The sequence below is a fragment of the Halomonas sp. H10-59 genome, from assembly GCF_040070555.1.
Taxonomy (GTDB): Bacteria; Pseudomonadota; Gammaproteobacteria; order Pseudomonadales; family Halomonadaceae; genus Halomonas; species Halomonas litopenaei.
On record NZ_CP098828.1, the window covers coordinates 1394087 to 1413132 of the forward strand.

14 protein-coding genes are annotated in these 19046 nt (G+C 65.5%); 5 read left to right on the plus strand and 9 right to left on the minus strand.

The features are described 5' to 3' along the window. Positions 1 to 37: 37 nt before the first annotated feature. Positions 38 to 772 carry an FCD domain-containing protein gene (locus NFG57_RS06270; protein WP_348815671.1) on the minus strand — a complete coding sequence of 245 codons (735 nt, stop codon included), beginning with the start codon at positions 770 to 772 and terminating at the stop codon, positions 38 to 40. Positions 773 to 1062: 290 nt separating this feature from the next. Here NFG57_RS06270 and NFG57_RS06275 point away from each other — a divergent pair, with 290 nt between their 5' ends. Both NFG57_RS06275 and NFG57_RS06280 read left to right on the plus strand, forming a co-directional pair. Beyond that, positions 1063 to 2409, plus strand: a complete 1347-nt coding sequence (locus NFG57_RS06275) for an APC family permease (protein WP_348815672.1) — start codon at positions 1063 to 1065, stop codon at positions 2407 to 2409. Positions 2410 to 2527: 118 nt separating this feature from the next. After that, positions 2528 to 3466, plus strand: coding sequence for an acetamidase/formamidase family protein (locus tag NFG57_RS06280; RefSeq protein ID WP_348815673.1), 939 nt, complete (start codon positions 2528 to 2530; stop codon positions 3464 to 3466). Positions 3467 to 3575: 109 nt separating this feature from the next. On the opposite strand, the gene NFG57_RS06285 is transcribed toward NFG57_RS06280, so the two are convergent. From NFG57_RS06285 to NFG57_RS06320, 8 genes are all read right to left on the minus strand, one after another. Then, the gene (locus NFG57_RS06285) at positions 3576 to 4265 is read right to left on the minus strand and encodes a DsbA family oxidoreductase (RefSeq protein ID WP_348815674.1); all 690 of its coding nucleotides are present in this window, start codon (positions 4263 to 4265) and stop codon (positions 3576 to 3578) included. Positions 4266 to 4500: 235 nt separating this feature from the next. Continuing rightward, a complete protein-coding gene (locus NFG57_RS06290; RefSeq protein ID WP_108131693.1) occupies positions 4501 to 5301 on the minus strand; it encodes an SDR family oxidoreductase in 801 nt (266 codons plus the stop codon). Positions 5302 to 5552: 251 nt separating this feature from the next. Then, entirely contained in the window at positions 5553 to 6422 is an 870-nt protein-coding gene (locus NFG57_RS06295) for an ABC transporter ATP-binding protein (protein WP_348815675.1), read from the minus strand. Continuing rightward, on the minus strand, positions 6422 to 7540 hold the full coding sequence (locus NFG57_RS06300) for an iron ABC transporter permease (RefSeq protein ID WP_348815676.1): 1119 nt from the start codon (positions 7538 to 7540) through the stop codon (positions 6422 to 6424). The genes NFG57_RS06295 and NFG57_RS06300 overlap by 1 nt, the downstream gene beginning before the upstream one ends. Continuing rightward, entirely contained in the window at positions 7537 to 8559 is a 1023-nt protein-coding gene (locus NFG57_RS06305; protein ID WP_348815677.1) for an iron ABC transporter permease, read from the minus strand. Before NFG57_RS06305 ends, NFG57_RS06300 begins: the two co-directional genes overlap by 4 nt. A gap of 73 nt (positions 8560 to 8632) precedes the next feature. Beyond that, positions 8633 to 9628, minus strand: a complete 996-nt coding sequence (locus NFG57_RS06310) for an iron-siderophore ABC transporter substrate-binding protein (protein ID WP_348815678.1) — start codon at positions 9626 to 9628, stop codon at positions 8633 to 8635. Positions 9629 to 9752: 124 nt separating this feature from the next. Beyond that, positions 9753 to 11960, minus strand: coding sequence for a TonB-dependent siderophore receptor (locus tag NFG57_RS06315; RefSeq protein ID WP_348815679.1), 2208 nt, complete (start codon positions 11958 to 11960; stop codon positions 9753 to 9755). Positions 11961 to 12365: 405 nt separating this feature from the next. Then, on the minus strand, positions 12366 to 13712 hold the full coding sequence (locus NFG57_RS06320; RefSeq protein ID WP_315900701.1) for an MFS transporter: 1347 nt from the start codon (positions 13710 to 13712) through the stop codon (positions 12366 to 12368). A gap of 461 nt (positions 13713 to 14173) precedes the next feature. Here NFG57_RS06320 and NFG57_RS06325 point away from each other — a divergent pair, with 461 nt between their 5' ends. The 3 genes from NFG57_RS06325 to NFG57_RS06335 all read left to right on the plus strand — a co-directional run bounded on the left by NFG57_RS06325 (position 14174) and on the right by NFG57_RS06335 (position 19042). After that, positions 14174 to 15511 (plus strand): UDP-glucose/GDP-mannose dehydrogenase family protein, encoded by a 1338-nt coding sequence (locus NFG57_RS06325; RefSeq protein WP_348815680.1) that lies wholly within the window; start codon positions 14174 to 14176, stop codon positions 15509 to 15511. A gap of 9 nt (positions 15512 to 15520) precedes the next feature. Then, on the plus strand, positions 15521 to 17428 hold the full coding sequence (locus tag NFG57_RS06330) for a glycosyltransferase (protein ID WP_348815682.1): 1908 nt from the start codon (positions 15521 to 15523) through the stop codon (positions 17426 to 17428). A gap of 138 nt (positions 17429 to 17566) precedes the next feature. Continuing rightward, complete coding sequence (locus NFG57_RS06335; RefSeq protein WP_124802308.1) at positions 17567 to 19042, plus strand: HlyD family efflux transporter periplasmic adaptor subunit; 1476 nt, start codon at positions 17567 to 17569, stop codon at positions 19040 to 19042. Positions 19043 to 19046: the final 4 nt, after the last annotated feature.

Here is a 19046-nt window from a genome sequence, read left to right on the forward strand (position 1 = left end):
CAAACCCCTCACCAAAGCCGCTTTCCCGGGAGTCGGGCTAGAGCGGTCGCCCATCCAGTGAATGTTCCATGATCGCAAGCGTCAGTGTGAAGTGATGCTGGGCGACGCTGAAGGCGTCGTCTGCGCGTCGCTCGAGGATGGCCTGGACCAGTTCACGATGTTCCCGTCTTGCCCTTGGCAATGATTCGGCGGGGTAGGGCTCGGAGCCGAACCCCAGGGTGGCGCGCGCCGTCAGCTGACGTGACTGGGCGACCAGATGGTGATTGTCGGCCATCGCCATGATGCAGTCGTGAAGGCGCTCATCGAGTTGGCGGGCGATGGAGGCGTCGTCGGTGTCGCAGAAGCGGTCCAGCAGCGCCTGCAACGTTTTGGCCTGGGCCTCGTCGTGACGCTCGGCGGCGGTTCTGGCCACCAGCCCCTCCACCAGACAGCGATAGTCGAAGAAGTCCCTGAGCTGGGGCAGCTCCTGTCCGAGGATACGCTGGGCGGTGTTGGGCGAGGCCTCGTCGACCCGTTTGAAGGTGACAAAGGTACCGCCATCGCGGCCTCGACGGGATTCGATCAGGCCAAGCTCGCCCACGATCTTCAAGGCGCCGCGGACGGTGACGCGACTGACCCCCTGGCGCTCCGCCAGGTCGCGCTCCGGCGGCAGGCGATCCCCGGGGGAGTAGGCGCCAATGGCGATCGCCGTCACGATCCGGTCCGCCAGCTCCTGGGTGGCCGAGCGGGCGCCGCCGGCGCCTGGCAGGTCGGTTCGAGACGGTTCAAGCATAGGGTTCTCTCCAAAAGGTATTGTCACAATACCTTTAAGTGTGATTTTCTAAAAATGAAGCGGCCAACGTCGCTGTGTCCGGCGCACTGTCGCAGGTCGCGAACTGCGTCCGGGTCTGCTGGCGGGTTCGAGTATACACGGCGCCGTCAGATTCTTGACCGGCCATGGGAATGCACAGCAAGAGGCCGCCCAGTGTCGCCACGCAGGCAGCCTCGCCCCCGGTGGACGTCTTCGACCGCTCGATGGCGGGAGATCCCCGCCTTGCCAACTAGAACAAGAGGAAATCACCGATGAGTGACAATACCCTGGAGAGTCTGGGCTACACCCAGGAACTCTCACGAACGCTCAAGCTGAGAGATCTGGTGATCTACGGCCTGATCTTCATCGTGCCGATCGCTCCCTTCGGTATCTTCGGCCATGTCATGAGCGCCAGCGGTGGCATGATCGTCACCGCCTATGTCATCGGACTGGTGGGGATGCTGTTTACCGCCATCTGCTACTCCCAGATGGCCAAGGAATTCCCGGTAGCAGGCTCGGTGTACTCCTACGTGTCCCGCGGGGCGGGCAGTTTTGCCGGCTTCGTTGCGGGCTGGATCATGCTGCTGGACTACATCCTGATTCCGGCGCTGTTGTACGTGGTGGGGGCGCTGGCGATCCACGACATCTTCCCGTCGCTGTCACCGATCCTGCTGGTGGTGGCCTTCGTCGTGTTCAACACCTACATCAATATTCGCGGCATCAGCTTTACCGCCGCCTTCAACCGCTGGATGCTGGTGGCCGAACTGCTGGTGCTGGCGGTGTTTCTGGTGGTGGGGGTGGTGGCCATCAGCAACAACGTCAACGGTGCCGTCTTCTCGATGGCCCCGGTCTACGATGCCGATGACTTCTCGCTGGGGCTGATCATCTCTGCGGTGCCGATCGCGGTGCTCAGTTTTCTCGGCTTCGATGGCATCTCCACCCTGGCGGAAGAGGCCAAGGGCGGTGGCAAGGCGGTCAGTAAGGCGATCTTCCTGGTGCTGTTGATCATCGGAGGCCTGTTTATCGCCCAGACCTGGGTGGCGGCGCTGATCCAGCCCGATCCCGCCTCGTTCAACAATCTCGACACCGCCTTCTATGAAACCGCACATATCGCCGGGGGCGGCTGGCTGGCGGTGCTGACCGCCGCGACCACCGCTATCGCCTGGGGTGTCGCTGACTCCCTGGTGGCCCAGATCGCGACCGCGCGAATCCTCTACAGCATGGGCCGTGATCGGCTGCTGCCGGCGCCGCTGGCTCGCGTTCACCCGCGCTTCAAGACGCCCTACGTCAGTGCGCTGCTGGTCGGTGCCGTGTCCATCGTCGCGGGGATCGCCTTCATGCAGCAGCTGGCGTTGTTGACCTCCATCGTGACCATCGGCGCCCTGACCGCCTTCATCATTCTGAACATCACCACGCTCTACTACTTCGTGTTCAAGAAGAAGGCCGCCAATCCCTTCCTGCATATCCTGTGTCCGCTGCTCGGCCTCGCCGTGGTCGGCTACATCTGGAGCGGGTTCGAGTCCTATACCGTGCTGATCGGGCTGGCCTGGGCGGTTGTCGGTGTCGGCGTCTACGCCTTTGCCAAGCGCGGTGGCCGTGCCGTGCAGATGGAAATCTAAGGCTTGTCTGTAAAGTGCCTGCGCTCGTCGATGTTGAGAACAGCGCCCTGGGCCAATTGAAAACACTCGAGGCGCCGGTCGGCGGAGACGATCGGCGCCTCGAGGTGGAGACGCAAGAATGAAGATCAAGACGATACACGACGTTCATCACTGTTTTGACCACGCCCTCGAGCCGCAGGAAACGATCAGTTCCGGTGATACTCGGCGCTTCGATATTCTCGATGCCAGCGGTGGCTTGATTACCCGACACAGCCAGGCCGACGCGCTGACCCGACTGCCGGCAGGGGAGCTCAATCCGGTGTGTGGCCCCCTCTATATGGAGGATGCCGAACCCGGCGATGTGATCGAGGTGGAGCTGGTCGACTTTGAGCCGGGGCAGTGGGGCTGGACGGGGCTGATCCCGGGTTTCGGGCTGCTGGCCGACGATTTCACCTCGCCCTGGCTCAAGGTGTCGGAGTACGACAGCGAGTCGGTGTACTTCGACGAGGACATCGTGATTCCGTTTCGGCCCTTCGCCGGTACCATCGGGCTCGCGCCTGCCGAGCCGGGGCAGCACTCCATCGTGCCGCCGCGCATCTGCGGCGGCAATCTCGACATCCGCGACCTGGTAAAGGGAGCTCGGCTGTACCTGCCGGTGCAGGTCAAGGGAGGACTTCTGAGTATCGGCGATACCCACGCCTGCCAGGGCGACGGAGAGGTCTGCGGAACCGCGGTAGAGACCCGCATGGCCGCCACGGCCACATTGCGTCTGCACAAGGCAGGCAATATTCCTGCGCCGATGTTCGACGTGCCGCCGGGAGCGTCGAGCGAGGAAGATGCGGGCTTTCTGGTCACCACCGGGGTGGGGCCGGACTTGATGCAGGGCGCCCGTGACGCGGTGCGCTTCATGATCGATCGGTTGCACCGTCAGGCCGGCATGGATGAGCAGCTGGCCTACGCGCTTTGCAGCGTGGCAGGGCGGCTACGGGTCAGCGAGATCGTCGATCAGCCCAACTGGGTGGTGTCCTTCTACATGCCTCGGTCGGTCTTCCGCTCGAAGAGTCTTAGGGCCATCTAGGTGTATGATCCCGGGAAGAGCTGAACTGACCTTTCCGTTCGTCAGAACGTTGGGTCAGGCCCGCGGGCCTGACCAATAACGCCGGGTGTTGTGGCACCCGGCGTTGTCGTCATGACGTCACTTCGGCTCGCTCGGCGGCCACCTGCGCAAGGACTTCTTGGTAGTTTTCGACGCCCTGGGCGCCGGTGACCAGGTAGCGGCGGTTGAACACCATGGCAGGAACCCCGCTGATGCCCTGCTGTTGCCAGAAGGCCTGGCGCTGTCGTACCGATTCGCCATGCTCGCCCGACTCGAGCATCGCCACGACCTCGTCGCGGTCATGGCCGAGACTCGCCGCCACATCGGCCAGTACGTCGATTCGGTGGAGGTCGCGGCGCTCGGTGAAGAAGGCGCTGAACAGGGCCTGCTTCATGCGGTGGCCTTCGTCTGGAGAGCGCTGCTCTGCCCAGTCGATCAACTGGTGGGCGCGGAAGGTATTCACCATGCGCATGTCATCGGCGTAGTTGAAGGTGAAGCCGAGGTCGGCGCCCATCTGGGTGAGCCGTTCCCGTGCGCTGCGCGAGTCCTCATCGCTGGTGCCGTACTTGGCGGCGATATGCTCGCGCAGGTTTTCGCCTTCCTCGCCCATCTGCGGATTGAGCTCGAAGGGGTGCCAGTGCACCTCGATGTCGATTCCGCTCTGGCGCGCCGCCTCGGCGAGCTGGCGGTAGCCGATGATGCACCAGGGACAGACGACGTCGGAGACGATGTCGACGGTGATGGTGGTGTCGCTGTCGCGGCTATCTTGGGGTGTGGGCATGTCAGCCTCTACTCCTGAAGAAAGGTGTCCCGGTTTGGTCGTTAGCAGGGCAACCAACCTTACAGGCCCCGGGACACGATCAACAGGGGCGCCCAGGCTTTATTCGAAAAGTCGACGAGCGAAGGTTAGACAAGGCAAAAATCGGTGAGAAAGCGCAGTTTACGGGGTGTAAATGAGCATTATAAGCCGATTTTTAACGCCGTATTACCGAGCGCAGGCACTTTTCGGGAAAGCCTCAGATGAGTCGATCCCACAGCCCATCCTGATATTCCCTGGCACTGGCCTCGAAGCTGTCCGGGTAGACATTGCGGAAGCGGTGCTCGTCCAGCGGGATCAGTCGTGCCATCTCGTCGATCATCGCCGCCGGGTCCTGCTGCAGGTCGTCGCCGGCAAACTGCTGCTGCACCGAGCGAATCGGTTTTTCAGGGGTGAAGCAGGCGTCGGGGTCGTACCACTGGTCCAGGGTGTTGTACATGCGGTCGTTGAAGCCGGTGCGGAAGGGGCCGGGGTTGATGGTGGCCACCTTGACGCCCAGCGGGGCGAGCTCTTCGTAGAGCAGTTGCGCCATGCCTTCGAGGGCGTGCTTCGAGGCGACGTAGGGACCGAGGTAGGGGAAGGTGGTGAAACCAGCGATGGAGGAGGTCAGTACGATCTTGCCCTTGCCTCGCTCGACGAACTCGCGGGCGTAGGGCTGCACGAATTCCAGGGTCGAGAAGACGTTGGTCTCGAACACTCGGCGTACCCGGTCCACCGGGATCTCGGCCAGCGGACCGGTCTCGCCGATGGCGGCGTTGGCCACCACGATATCGACCTGGTGCCCGTAGCTGGAAAACACCGCGTCGCGGTCGCGCTTGTCGGTGATATCGAGCTTTTCGACGGTGAGCGTCAGTTCCTGCTGCCGGGCCTTTTCCTTGAGCGAGGTGACCTGGGGCCAGATCTCCGTGGTGGCGATGACCTTGTGTCCCGCCCTGGCCAGGGCCAGTGCCGTACCTTCGCCGAGTCCACTGCCGGCGCCGGTGATCAGAATGGTCTTCATCATCGTGCTCCTGTCTGGGAAAAGGAACGGTCGCGGCACGCCTGGGCGTAGCGCCTGGCAAGGCCTCTGGGCGCTTGCCTCTGGGCGTTTGACAATGCGGGACCCTAACGTGCCGCGATGGCGCTGCTCAACCATCGCGCCAGCATCGCGTCGGTATCCTGGCCCGTATCCTGGCCAACATCATGGCCGGCATCGTGATCAGGGCGGCCGACCGTCGCCACCGCGAGTCCCAGCGTGCTGCCGAGGTCATGTCACGATGATGACGCTTCGGTGTCGGGGACCGTCGATCGACGATCCTTGTGCACTGCCCTTGCCTGCGAGTGTGGCCTGCGGTCCTGTCGACCCAGCGGGACCATCATCGGGCGGCCGCTGACGGGATCGGCGAAGACGTGGCTGTCCAGTCCGAATACCTCCCTGACCATGGTGGTGGTCATCACCTCACTGGCTGGGCCGCTTGAGTAGACCTTGCCGGCGGCCATGGCGATCAACTCATCGGCATAGCGCGCGGCAAGGTTGAGCTCATGCAGCACCATGACGATGGTGGTGCCGCGCTGGCGGTTGAGGTCCTCGAGCAGATCGAGCACCTCGACCTGGTGATGGATATCGAGATAGGTGGTGGGTTCGTCGAGCAGCAGCACCTCGGTGCGCTGGGCCAGGGCCATGGCGATCCACACCCGCTGGCGCTGGCCGCCCGACAGTTCTTCCAGCACACGCTCGGCGAGGCCGGCGGTGTCGGTGGCTTCCAGCGCCTCGCTGACGGCGTCATCGTCGTCGCGGCTCCAGCGCTGAAACATGCCCTGGTGGGGGTGGCGGCCACGACTGACCAGCTCCAGCACGCTGATGCCTTCAGGGGCGAGTGGCGCCTGAGGCAGCAGTCCCAGGCGCTGGGCCAGGCGCCTGGCGGGCAGCCGGTGCAGGTCGTGGCCGTCGAGCAATACCTGGCCGCGCTGCGGCGCCAGCAGGCGTGACAGCGAACGCAGCAGGGTCGACTTGCCGCAGGCGTTGGCGCCGACGATGGCGGTGATACCCGCTGGCTTGACCTCCAGATCGATGTTGTCGAGGACCGCTCGGTCACGGTAGCCGGCGGTCAGGCCTCGGGCACTGAGTCGGGTAGGCGTCATCAGGTGGATCCTCGGGCGTTGTCGCGCATGACGAGGGTAATCAGGTAGGGGGCGCCGATCACGCCGGTGACCACCCCCACGGGATAGCGGGCCGGCAGCAGATGCTGGCCGATAAAGTCACCCAGCAGCACGAACAGGGCGCCGACCAGGGCAGCGGGGATCAGCACCGAGCCGTTGTGACGGATCAACCAGGCGGCGACCGGGCCGCTGAGGAAGGCGACGAAGGCGATCGGCCCGGTCACCGCGGTGGCAAAGGCGACCAGCCCCACCGCCGCGACCACGATGCCCAGGCGGGTGAGCGACAGCCTGACACCGAGCCCCCGGGCCATGTCATCGCCCAGGCGCATCGCCTCCAGGTCCCTGGCGAAGTGAAGTAGCGGCAGGCCAAGCACGATCAGCGCCAGCAGCAGGGGCAGGCTCTGATCCAGGTGCACGCTGTTGAGGCTGCCGGTCATCCAGCGCATGGCCTCCTGCAGTGGCCAGGCCGGGGCCTGGGTCAGCAGGTAGGCGATGGCGCTCTGGAGCATGGCGGCGAGGCCGATGCCGGTCAGAATCAGGCGGGTATCGGCGACGCCGCGGCGCCACGACAGGGCATAGATCAGCACGGCGACGCTAAGACCGCCGACGATGGCCACCAGTGCCACCGGAGCGCCACGCAGCGACAGCATGACGATGGCGAAGACCGCCGCTGCGCTGGCGCCGGCGCTGATACCGATCACGTCGGGGCTGGCCAGCGGATTGCGCAGCATGGTCTGGAAGGCGGCGCCGCCGAGGCCGAAGCAGGCCCCGGCCAGCACAGCAATCAGCGCCCGGGGTAGCCTCAACTCCATCAGGGTGAAGGAGGCGCCGGGTACCTGCTCGCCGGACAGCACCGCGATCACCGTGGCAGGGTCGATCCACGACTGGCCCAGCATCAGGGTGAGGCAGACCCCGGCAAGCAGCGCACACAGCAGCAGCGCAATGATCCGCCGGCGCTGGCGTTGGCGTTGCCGTCGCAGTTGCCTGACGGTCGACGGCGTGGACCTTGCTTGGGTGGACCTTGCTTGAGAGGACGTCGCTCGGCAGGACATGGCTTGAGTGGCCGTCGCTCGCTGGGAGGTGGTCGGTGTCGTCGTCACAGTGACCTCAGCGTATGGCGGCGGACGATCCAGATGAAGACCGGACCGCCGAGCAGGGCGGTGACGATACCGACGTCGAGTTCTGCCGGACGGACCAGCACCCGGCCCAGAGTGTCGGCCAGTATGACCAGCAGGGCGCCGCCGAGGGCACACAGCGGCAGCAGGCGGCGGTAGTCGGCACCGACCAGCAGGCGCAGCGCGTGGGGCACGACCAGGCCGACGAATCCGATGGGACCACAGGCCGCGGTGGTCGCCCCGCACAGCAGGATGGCCCCCACCGCGGCCAGCGCTCGGGCCAGGGCCACGCGCTCGCCGAGGCCGGTCGCCGCCTCATCGCCCAGCGCCATCAGGTTGAGCTTGCGCGCCGCCAGCAGCGACGCGGCAATGCCCAGGGCCAGAAAGGGCAGCACCGGGGTGATGCGATCGAGGGTAGCGCCGCCGACGCCGCCGATCAGCCAGGAATGGATCAGCCCGGCGATGTCGGTGCGGGGCAGAATCACAGCGGAGGTCAGCGAGGTCAGGGCGGCGGTCACCACCGCGCCGCTCAGCGCCAGCCTGAGAGGGGTGGCGCCGCCTCGTCCGAGGTTGGCCACCAGGTAGACCAGCAGTGCACTGGCGCCGGCGCCGGCGATGGCCACCCAGATGTAACCAGAGGCCTGCTGCATATCGAACCAGGCGATGCCGATGACGACTGCCAGCGCGGCGCCGGCGTTGACCCCGAGCAGGCCTGGATCGGCCAGAGGATTGCGGGTCAGGCCTTGCATGGTCGCCCCGGCCACGGCCAGCGCGGCCCCCGCCAGCAACGCCAGCAGGGTGCGGGGCAGACGGCTGGCGATTGCCGCTTCGTCGATGGAGTCGATACGCCCATCCAGCAGACCCATGAGCGCGGTCAGATCCGTCGGCCTGGCGCCGATGACCACCGACATCATGACGCTGGCGGCCAGCGCCGCCAGCAGCAGATAGACGCCGGTCGGGCGCGAATGGCGTGGCCTGCCAGGCGCCAGCGGCCTTGCCTTCATATCCTTCCCTTCCTGCTCATTTGTGCGTATCCATCCCGTCCAGACGCTCCATTCAGGGTTGCTGACGCTTGATTCAGGGGTGCTGACGCTTGCGAGCGGCTTCGGCCAGTCGTTCGACGTAGTCGTCGAGCACCCAGGGGATCGACAGCGGCGTCGGGTTGGCCGCGGTTCCGGTAGGGTTGTTGCCGAGCAGCACCAGCGAGCCCTGTTCCACCGCGGGCAGGCGCGAGGTCAGCATATGCTCGTTGAGTCGCTCCACCAGCGGCTCGCCACCATAGGTGATGATGATGTCGACATCGGCAATCTCGTCGATACGCTCGGCGCTGATGGAGCCGGCGAAACGGCCGTCAACGGAGCTGTCGGTGACGAACTGGGGCGAGGTCAGGCCGATCTCGTGCAAGAAGCGCACCCGGGCGTCGTTGTCGTTGTAGAAGTTGATCTGACTGAGGTCGGTGGGCTTGATATGGCTGATCAGCATGGCGCTCTTGCCAGCGAGTTCCGGGTGCTCGGCGATCTGCTGCTCCACCTGGGCCTCCAGTCGTGCGATCAAGGCCTCGCCTTCCTCGGCCATGCCCATGCCTGCGCTGTTGAGCCGGATCATGTCACGCCAGCCCGACGACCAGGGCGCTTCGGGGTAGGCCACCACCGGGGCGATCTTGCTGAGGGTGTCGTAGTCGGAGCGGCTGAGGGCGGAATAGGCCGCCAGGATAACGTCGGGCTGGCTCGCGGCCACCGCCTCGAAGTCGATGCCATCGCCTTCGTCGAACAGGTTGGGGGGGCCGGCGTCGAGCTCGTCAAGGCGCTGCTCCACCCAGGGCCAGAGGCCATCGCCATCGTCGTCGCCGAAGGTGGTGGCGGGAAACCCCACCGGCACCACTCCGAGCGCCAGCGGCACCTCGTGGTTGGCCCAGGCCACCGTGGCGACCCGTTCGGGCTTTTCCTCGATCACGGTGACGCCGAGGGCGTGCTCGATTTCGATCGGATAGCCATCGTCGCCAGCGGCGAGGACAGGCTGGACGGCGGCGAGTAACACAAGGCCGAGCGGCCAGCGTGGGTGGAACAGGGGCATGGGGTCTTCCTTGTAGAGGCGATGACCGGCTCTCGCAGGAGAGCCGGTTTGACAGTGGTGTCGCGAGTGCCGGTCGGACGCACAGCGCCCGACGCGGATGTCGAGGTTTCGGCGTTCCAGGGCACTAGAAGTCGTAGGTCAGGCTCAGCAGCGCGCTGCGCGGCTCGCCATAGATACCCTGGCTATAGAAGCCGAGCTGCGAGTAGTACTCCTCGTCGAACAGGTTGGTGACGTTGAGCTGGGCGCTCATGTTGTCGTTGATGCGATAGCGGGCCATGGCATCGGCGACGAAGACGTCACCCTGACCGATCTTCTCGGTACCGTTGGGGGTGTCGTTGTCGCGGTAGGTGTCACCCTGCCAGCGCGCACCGCCGCCGAGGGTCAGGTTCGACCAGCGGCCAGGCAGCTGCCAGCTGGCGAACAGCTTGGCCTGCTGGCGGGCATAGCTGGTGTTGAGCTGCTCACCGTCGGCGTCCTCGGCGTCCACCAGGGCGTAGCTGGCGGACAGGTTGACGCCGTCGGCCACCTCGCCTGCGATCTCGAGCTCAAAGCCTTCGACCTCGGCGCCGTCGGTGGTGGTGTAGGCCTGGTCGGTGGTGCCCGCGACGAAGACCCCGGGGATCTCCACCGCCAGATTGTCCTGCTGGCTGTGGAACACCGCGAAGGACACGTCGGCACGATCGTCGAACAGCTCGGCCTTGAGACCGGCCTCGTAGTTGATGCCTTCCAGCGGATCCAGCAGGGCGCCTCTGGGCGAGCGCTCGCTCTGGGTGTTGAAGATCTCGGTGTAGCTGGCGTAGGCGCTGAGGTCGTCGGTGATGTCGACGATCAGACCCGCGTAGGGGGTGAACTCGTTGTCGTACTCGTACTCACGCTCGCCGCGATAGTCCTGGTCGATCTTCCAGTCGGTCATGCGCGCGCCGACGATAAAGTGCACCGGGTCTGCCAGCGAGAAGCGGGATACCGCGTAGTAGCCCTGCTGTTCGGTCACGGTGTCATCGGTCAGGCCCCACTCGCCCCAGACCGGTTCTGCCAGGGCCGGGTCGTTGCGGTCGCTGAAGCTTCCCAGCGCCGGCACGTCGCCGGCCGGGCCGCGACTGTTGATCTGGTAGTCCTCGTGCAGGTCCATGTAGCCGAAGCCGAGCTGATGCTCGCGGCCGAACAGGGTGAAGGGACCTTCGGCGCTGACATGCAGATTCTTCTGGGTGCGATCGCCGCGATAGTCGACCAGGTAGGACTCGGTGGCGTAGCTGGGCGTGTAGTAGAGCACACCGGTCTCGCGAACCGGATAGCCGCCGCGGTAGTTGTAGGTCAGGCCATAGTTGGCGTCGCCGTAGCTGTAGGCGGCGCGGGCAGACCAGCCATTGTCGAAGTGGTGGGTCAGGTCGACGAAGGCGCGGGTGTTCTCGGTGAAGAAGTTGGCCCAGTCGGTGTTGTTGGCGGTGGAGCGGTCGAAGTCGGTACGGCCACCGTCCAGGTAGTACTGCGGTACGCCGATGTAGGCGCCATCCTGGTCGTAGTGCTGGTATTCGATGCCCACGCTGAGCTCGGTGTTGTCGGTCAGCTCGGCGGCGATCACCCCGTAAAGGGTCTCGCGGTCGTTCTCGACGCCGTCCATGAAGCTGTCCGAGCTGTCCTTGGCCGCCACGAAGCGCACGCCGACGCGCCCCTCGCTGTCCAGCGGAGTGCTGACATCGACCACGCCGCGCCCCCGGTCCCAGCGGCCCACCGCGGCAGTCACGCTACCCGCCGCCTCGTCCAGCGGCTTCTTGCGCACAAAGTTGACGGTGGCGGAAGGATCGCCGACCCCGGTCATCAGGCCGGTGGCGCCGCGCACGACCTCGACCCGGTCGTAGATGGCGGTGTCCCACTCGGCGTCGCCGAACGGCCAGAACGCGCTGGTATTGCTCTGCAGACCATCGAACTGGAAGTTGCGAATGGTGTAGCCGCGGGACTGGAAGCTGGTGCGAGTGCCGTCCAGACGGATCGCCGAGACGCCGGGCAGCCGTTCCACCGCCTCGGTGGTGCTGGTGATGGCCTCGTCGTCCATCTGCTGGCGGGTCAGGAAGCTGACCGACTGTGGCGTCTGGCGCGGCGTCAGCGTCAGGCCGTTGGCGCTGGTGCTGGAGGCCACCTGGTAGCTCTTGGTCGATTCGGTGGTGGCACGCAGGTCGTCACCGACCACGGTCATGCTGGCGAGTTGCTCGGCGTCCTGGGCCAGCACCGGGGTCGACAGGACGGCACCGGAGGCCAGGGCAATGGCGATAGCCAGGCGGCCAGGAACGAGACGGCTTGGAACAAGGCAGGTGAGGGGAGCGGAATGGTACGGCACGAAAGGGGTTCCCTGTTTATGTTTTAAGAATGCAAATTATTCACGTTTCCATTGGCGGGTGTTTATGAGCGCTGCCAAGTTGTCTATGCGAGATGCCACAAATGCACAAAACGGCAGAACTTTTTGGCGAAGTGGCACCATTGGCCTGGTGCAGGGGCCGGGCAAGCGGAGAAGGTCAGGAACCAAGAGAAGGTCAGGCAAGAAAAGGAAACCAGGCAAGAAGAGCAGCCCTGACGCGAACGACCAGGGGCAAGACGACGATCTGGCAGAAGGCGGCCGGCGGTAGAAGACGCCGCTGGAGGTGGGAAGGGGAATCGGCGGTGATGCGAGGCCCGCCAGCGCAAGGCGCTGGCGGGGAAAGACGACGGTAGGCGTGTTCTGGCGGGCGCGTTCGGCAGGGGCCTGTCAGCTGCGCCCGGGTTCGGCGGCGCTCACCTGACCTTCCTCCAGGGAGGACTCCTCGTCTGCTTCCATGAGTTCCAGGTCGAGCTGCACCGGATCGTCGGCCGCTTCCTCGACCCAGGTTGCCCCCAGGGAGGCGGTGCCGGCGGGGACCGCGACATAGTGGCCGTGGGTGTCCGAGGGCTGGTTCGGATAGCGCCACAGGCAGTAGCCGCCGAAGACCACGATAAGCGCGTGGATCAGCGCCAGGTCCCACAGAAAGCCGGCAGAGCCCAGCAGGTCCATCAACAGCCCCGTGCTTAGCGGGCCGAGGATGGCGCCGATGCCGAGCGCCAGCACCAGACTGCTGCTGGCGGACACCGTCTGCTGTGGCGTCAGGACGTCATTGGCGCAGGCGAGAAACAGCGAATAGAGCGTCAGGGTGGTGCCACCCAGCAGCACGCCGAGCAGCGTCAGCGCATGGCTTGCGCCCTGGTCGAACAGCAGCCCGGCCAGCGAGAAGGCGGTGGCCAGGGCGGCGACGATGAGGATCACCCATTGGCGATCGGTCTTGTCGGAGAGCTTGCCCAGCGGCCATTGAAACAGCGCCCCACCGAGGATGAACGCCCCCATGAAGGCGGCGATCTGGTGGGTTTCCAGCCCATGGTTGGCGGCAAACACCGCGCCCATGCCGAATACAGTACCGTTGGCGATCCCGGTCAGCAGGCAGCCGAGGGTGCCCAGCGGCGACAGTCGATACAGGCGCAGCAGGTTCATCGCCTCGGGCTGGCTGGTGTCCGGCTGCGGGGTGTAGCTCAACAGGATCGGCACCAGCGCCAGCGACATCAGTATCGAGACGATCAAGAACAGCAGGATGCCGCTGGGGTCCGCCACGTTCAGCAGCAACTGGCCGCCGCCCATGCCGAGATAGCTGATGACCATGTAGAACGCCAGCAGTCGCCCGCGCAGGTGGTTGCTGGCGTGGCCGTTGAGCCAGCTTTCGGTCACCACGTAGAGCCCGGCGTAGGCGAAGCCGGTCATCAACCGCATCGCCGCCCACACCCAGGGGTCGATGAACATGACATGGACCAGGATGGCGATGGAGGTGATCGAGGCCAGGGCGGCGAACACCCGGATATGGCCGACGTCGCGAAGCTTGCGTGGGGTCAGGGTGGAGCCGGCCAGAAAGCCGACGAAGTAGGCCGACATCACCAGCCCGGTGACCGTGTTGCCGAAGGATTCCTCGGCGGCGCGCACCCCGAGCAGGCTGCCCTGCAGGCCATTGCCGAGCATCAGCAGGCCGACGCCGAGCAGCAGCGCCCAGAGGCTCCAGGCCGCCGACAGGGTGGAAGTGGGAGTCGATGTGGTCACGGCGGCCTCGCTTTTCCGGGGAGGGGGCGACGGAAGTCTGTTGTCGTCTGGGGTACCGCGGCGCCAGGCCATCGCCGCCGCCGCTAATCGTCAGTGTGTCCGGCGTACCGCTGATCGGCAAGGGGCGCCTCGATCGGGTCAGCAAGTGGTTGTCGGCAAAGAATTTCCTTCCGCTAATACTGGATTAATCTTCGCCGCCTAACGTGCCCCTCGGAGTTGGACGGAACCACTCCTTGCGTCGGGATGCCCTCGGCGTCCCAAGCCAGGGACGCCCGATGAAGGGACTGGCAAGGCATCCCGACCACCCGTTTTCGCACCCGGCGACGAGCCCACCGCGCAGTGTTCAAGCGAGCCCGCGGCTTGCGCCGGTCTGCAGTGGAAGATCATTCGACGACAACGACCGACGCGTCGACCTGCGTTGCCAGGCATCGAGGCGGCTCGTCGCTGGAGCATAGAACCGCATGAATATCACCATCTTTGGATCGGGCTACGTCGGCCTGGTGACAGGCGCCTGTCTGGCCGACGCGGGACACAATGTGATCTGCATGGACGTTGACAAGGACAAGGTCGCGCGTCTTGAACAAGGCGACATCCCGATCTACGAGCCTGGCCTGGAAACCCTGATCGCCAGCAACGTCGAGGCCGGCCGTCTGAACTTCACCACCGACCCGGCCCTGGCCGTGGCCTTTGCTACCCTGCAGTTTATCGCTGTCGGCACGCCCTCGGATGAGGATGGCAGTGCCGACCTGCACTATGTGTTGAGCGTGGCGCGCACCATCGGTCAACACATGGAGGGTTACAAGGTCATCATCGACAAGTCCACCGTGCCGGTGGGCACCGCCGACCGGGTTCGCCAGACCGTCGAGCAGACCCTGGCCGAACGTGGCGCCGAGCAGGCCTTCGATGTCTGCTCCAACCCCGAATTCCTCAAGGAAGGGGCGGCCATCGATGACTTCAGTCGTGGTGCGCGCATCGTGGTCGGCACCGACTCCGACGAGGTCCGCCGCCTGATGCGGGAGTGCTACAGCCCGTTCAGCCGTCAGCAGGACAAGATGATCTTCATGGACGTGCGCAGCGCCGAGCTGACCAAGTACGCCGCCAACGCCATGCTTGCCACCAAGATCAGCTTCATCAACGAGATGGCCAATCTGGCCGAGGAGCTGGACGCCGACATCGAACAGGTCCGCCACGGCATCGGCAGCGACCCGCGCATCGGCTACCACTTTATCTATCCGGGCTGCGGCTACGGTGGCTCCTGCTTCCCCAAGGACGTCAAGGCGCTGGCCCAGACCGCCAACGAAGTCCAGCAGCCGGTGGCGCTGCTCAAGGCCGTCGAGCAGGTCAACAAGGGCCAGAAGCATCGTCTGTTTCGGATGCTCGACGAGGCCCTGGACGGCGATGTCGCCGGGCGCACCATCGCCCTGTGGGGGCTCGCCTTCAAGCCCAACACCGACGACATGCGCGAGGCGCCGAGCCGAGTGCTGATGGAGTCGCTGTGGGAGGTCGGCGCCAGCGTTCGCGCCTACGACCCCGAGGCCCAGGCGGAATGCCAGCGGCTGTATGGAGAGCGTGACGACCTGGCGCTGGCCGACTCCGCCGAACAGGCGCTCGAGGGTGCCGATGCCCTGGTGATCTGCACCGAGTGGAAGAGCTTTCGTGGCTTCGAGTTTGCCACCATCCGCGAGCGCTTGAAGCGTCCGGTGATCATCGATGGACGCAACCTGTTCGAGCCGAGCCGTGTGCGTGAGGCGGGGCTTCAGTACCACGCCATCGGCCGCTGTCACGTGGCCAACGGCTGAGGAGGAGGCATGAGCAAGGCGACCTTCGCCTCCTCCAGGGCCAGCCGCGTCACCGAGCTTGCGACCCTGCTTCTGTTGCTGGCGCTGCTGACGATCCTGGTACTGGAGCTGCCCGACGACGTCTTTTCCCCCGAGTCGCAGAGCTTCTTCTTTGCCATCGGGGCCATCGGTGCCTGGCGCTACAGCTGGTGGTTCATCCATGCGGCGCGCTCGCTGTGGTACAACCGAGTGCGTTTTCCGCAGCTGCGCCGTGACGCCGACGCCACGGCCCAGGCCATACGGCCGGACGAACTCTTCGTACTGTGCACCTCCTTTCGCATCGAGCCGGAGGTGAGCTTCCCGGTCTATGAGGCGCTGGTGCAAGAGTGCGCCAACTACGGCGTGCCGACCACCATCTTCGCCTCGGTGTCCGACCGCACCGACGTCGACGTGATCCAGCACGTGATGGACGTATGCGGCCAGCCGGCCAACGTGTCCGTGCGTTACATGTTTCAGCGCGGAGACGGCAAGCGCTCGGCCATGGCCGAGGTGCTGCGTGCCATATCGCGCCAGATGCCCGGGCCCTCGTCGCTGCTGGTGTCGATGGACGGGGACATCCTGCTGGAGCCGGGCACCCTCGAGCGCTCGCTGCCATTTCTGCTGATGCGCTCGGATCTGGGCGCCATCACCACCAACAACCGCGCCAGGGTGACCGGTGGCGACGCTACCCGCGAGTGGTACGACCTGCGCTACGCCCAGCGTCACCTGATGATGAGCTCGATGTCGATCTCCGAGCGCCAGCTGGTGCTGACCGGTCGCTACAGCGTGTTTCGCGCCGATGTGGCGGTGGAGCGGGAGTTTATCCAGACGGTCGAAAGCGACCATATCGACCACTGGCGCTTCGGCACCTTCAAGTTTCTGTCCGGGGACGACAAGTCCACCTGGTTCTGCCTGCTCAAGCGCGGCTGGAAGATGCTGTACGTGCCGGACGTGTACGTCAGTGGTTTCGAGGAGCTGCCCGATCGTCATCGCTTCTTTCATTCCACCACGGATCTGATGCGTCGCTGGTACGGCAACATGCTGCGCACCAGTGGCAGGGCTATTCAGCTCGGCCCCAGGCCCATGGGCTGGTTCACCTGGTGGTGTCTGGTCGATCAGCGGCTGTCGATGTGGACCACCCTGATCGGTCCCACGGTGGCGATCCTGGTCACGCTGTTCGTGCGGCCTTCGTTCATCTTCGCCTACCTGCTGTGGATCCTGTTCACCCGCGGTATCGCGACTCTGGTGCTGGCCCTGCAGCGTCGCCGCTTCAGCGTGCTGTGGCTGCCGCTGCTCTACTACAACCAGATCTTCGGTGCGCTGCTGAAGACCTACGTCAGCTTTCGCTTCAACCGTCAGGCCTGGTCGCGCCAGGGCATCGCCGCCGGCGAGCCCGACGACCCCCGGGCGGCACGTCGCCAGCGGCGCATGGGCCACCTGCTGCATGGCTTCCATATGGGTGCACTGGTGCTGGTGCTGGTGCTGGTCACCGGGGCACTCAAGGCCCCTGATCTGCCCAGCGCCAACCTGCTGAGCGAGCAGCTTGCCGCCGACCAGGTCGACACTGGCAGCGACAACCGATGGTTGTCCCAGGCGGCAGTGCGGGCACCGGAAGGCACGGCGCTGCGCCTGCCCCCCGGCGTGGTGGCACTGGACCATCAGCTGGCCAGCGAACTGGGCAGCGAGGACGAGGTGCGCGTCGAGCGCCTGCTCGGCGCCGATGACGGCGACGCCACCGTGCTGTCGCTGAGCCCCGAATTCGCCGCCCAGGCACTCAGGCTGCCGGGGCTGACCGCGAGCCGCGAGGCCAGGGTGAGCTGCCCGGTCGATGCCGGCTGTGCACTGTCCCTGGGCGGGCAGGAGATCGCCCTGGAACGCCTCGAGGTGCAGGTGCTCTAGCCACCGTCACACTGCCCGCGCGACACCACGTGCGCAGAGTGCCTGCCACTCGCCAACTTAACGACACCACAGCAAGCAAGCGCGTCCCGGCCCGAGAGGCGGGCGCGCCCTTCGGACACCAAGCACAACGGATCAACCATGACCACAGACAACGACGGCAACAGGCGTGACGACACCGCGAGCCGGATGGATCAGGTCAGCCATGAAGCTCGCAGCGAGCGTCACCATATTCGCGTCTCACCCGACTTCGAGGTGGTGATGCCGCAGGGCGAGCACGCCAGGGGCATCGATCTTTCCCTGGGCGGCATGGCCATGCGAGGCGACCAGCGCCACGCCCCCGGCGACTGGATCCAGGCGGAGCTGCGTATCCAGGAAGCCGGGCGCGAGTTCATCGTGCCCTTCTCGGCGGTGTGCCGCCACAAGACCGAAGCCCACCAGGGTGAAGCGCCGCTGACCGGCTGGGAATTCACCTCGATCGAGCCGCAGCACCTGGCGCTGGTCAAGGACATCGTCCGGGCACGCCTGAGTGGCCGCCACCTCGATCCCCAGTCGATGGTCGGCAGCGAGAACGCCCAGACACCGCGCAAGCGCAAGGGTGGCGCAGGTGCCGGCGCCAGCCACAAGGGGGGCGGTGGTCGGCGCTGGGGCCGCTATCTGCTGCTGGTCGCCGGTATTGCGGCGCTCGGTCTGGTGTTGACGGCGGCGCTGTATCGCAACTTCATGCTGATCGAACCAAGCTTTGCCGCGGTCAGCGCACCGCGTATCGAGGTGCGCGCCCCCGGGCCCGGCGTCTTGATGGAGCACGGGCTGCGCGCCGGGGATCGCGTCGAGCGCGATGAAAAGCTCACCAGTGTCAGGAACCACGAGCTGCAGTCCGGGCTGATCCTGACCCAGGCCGCCCAGGAGTATAACGACCAGCTGATCGACAACCTGGAGCAGAGCCTCGAGGCCGCGGGCTCCGGCCCGGTCAGTGTGGCCAACTCGTCGAAGCCGGCCGGGCGCAGTTCGGTGAGCTACGACACGGTGTCACCGGCGGTGGCGCGGGCCCGCATCGACCAGTTCGAGACCGCCCGCGAGTATCAGAGCTCGCGCCTGGCCGCGCTCGAGGCCGAGCAGGCCCAGAACGAGATCTTCAGTCCCTGCAACTGCCTGGTGGCCTGGGCGCTGTCCAGCGCCGACGGCACCTATATCGACCAGGGCGAGCGGATCATGACGCTGGTGCGCACCGGTGACGACGAGATCATGGTTGAGGCACTGGTTCACATGAGCGATATCGAGCGAATCGAGCCCAACCAGAAGGCCTTTATCTCGTTGCCCCACGAGTCCGGCATGATCGACGCTCGGGTGCGCAGCGTGGCGCTGGATGTCGAGCGCGAGCCGCGCGCCGGCTTTCCTGGCTGGGTTCGCCAGCAGAAGAACGTGGCCAGTGTGCTGTTGATTCCCGAGAAACCGCTACCTGCCAGCAGCGTCGGTACCCCGGTGGACGTTCGCTTCAACGAGACCCCGATCATCGGCGAGACCGTCGAGCGGGTCTGGCAGGGCGGCCGTACCGTGTTCAACGAGGCCCAGGACCTCTATGAGCAGGTAGAAGAGAGCGTGCGCGAGAACGTCTAGCGCA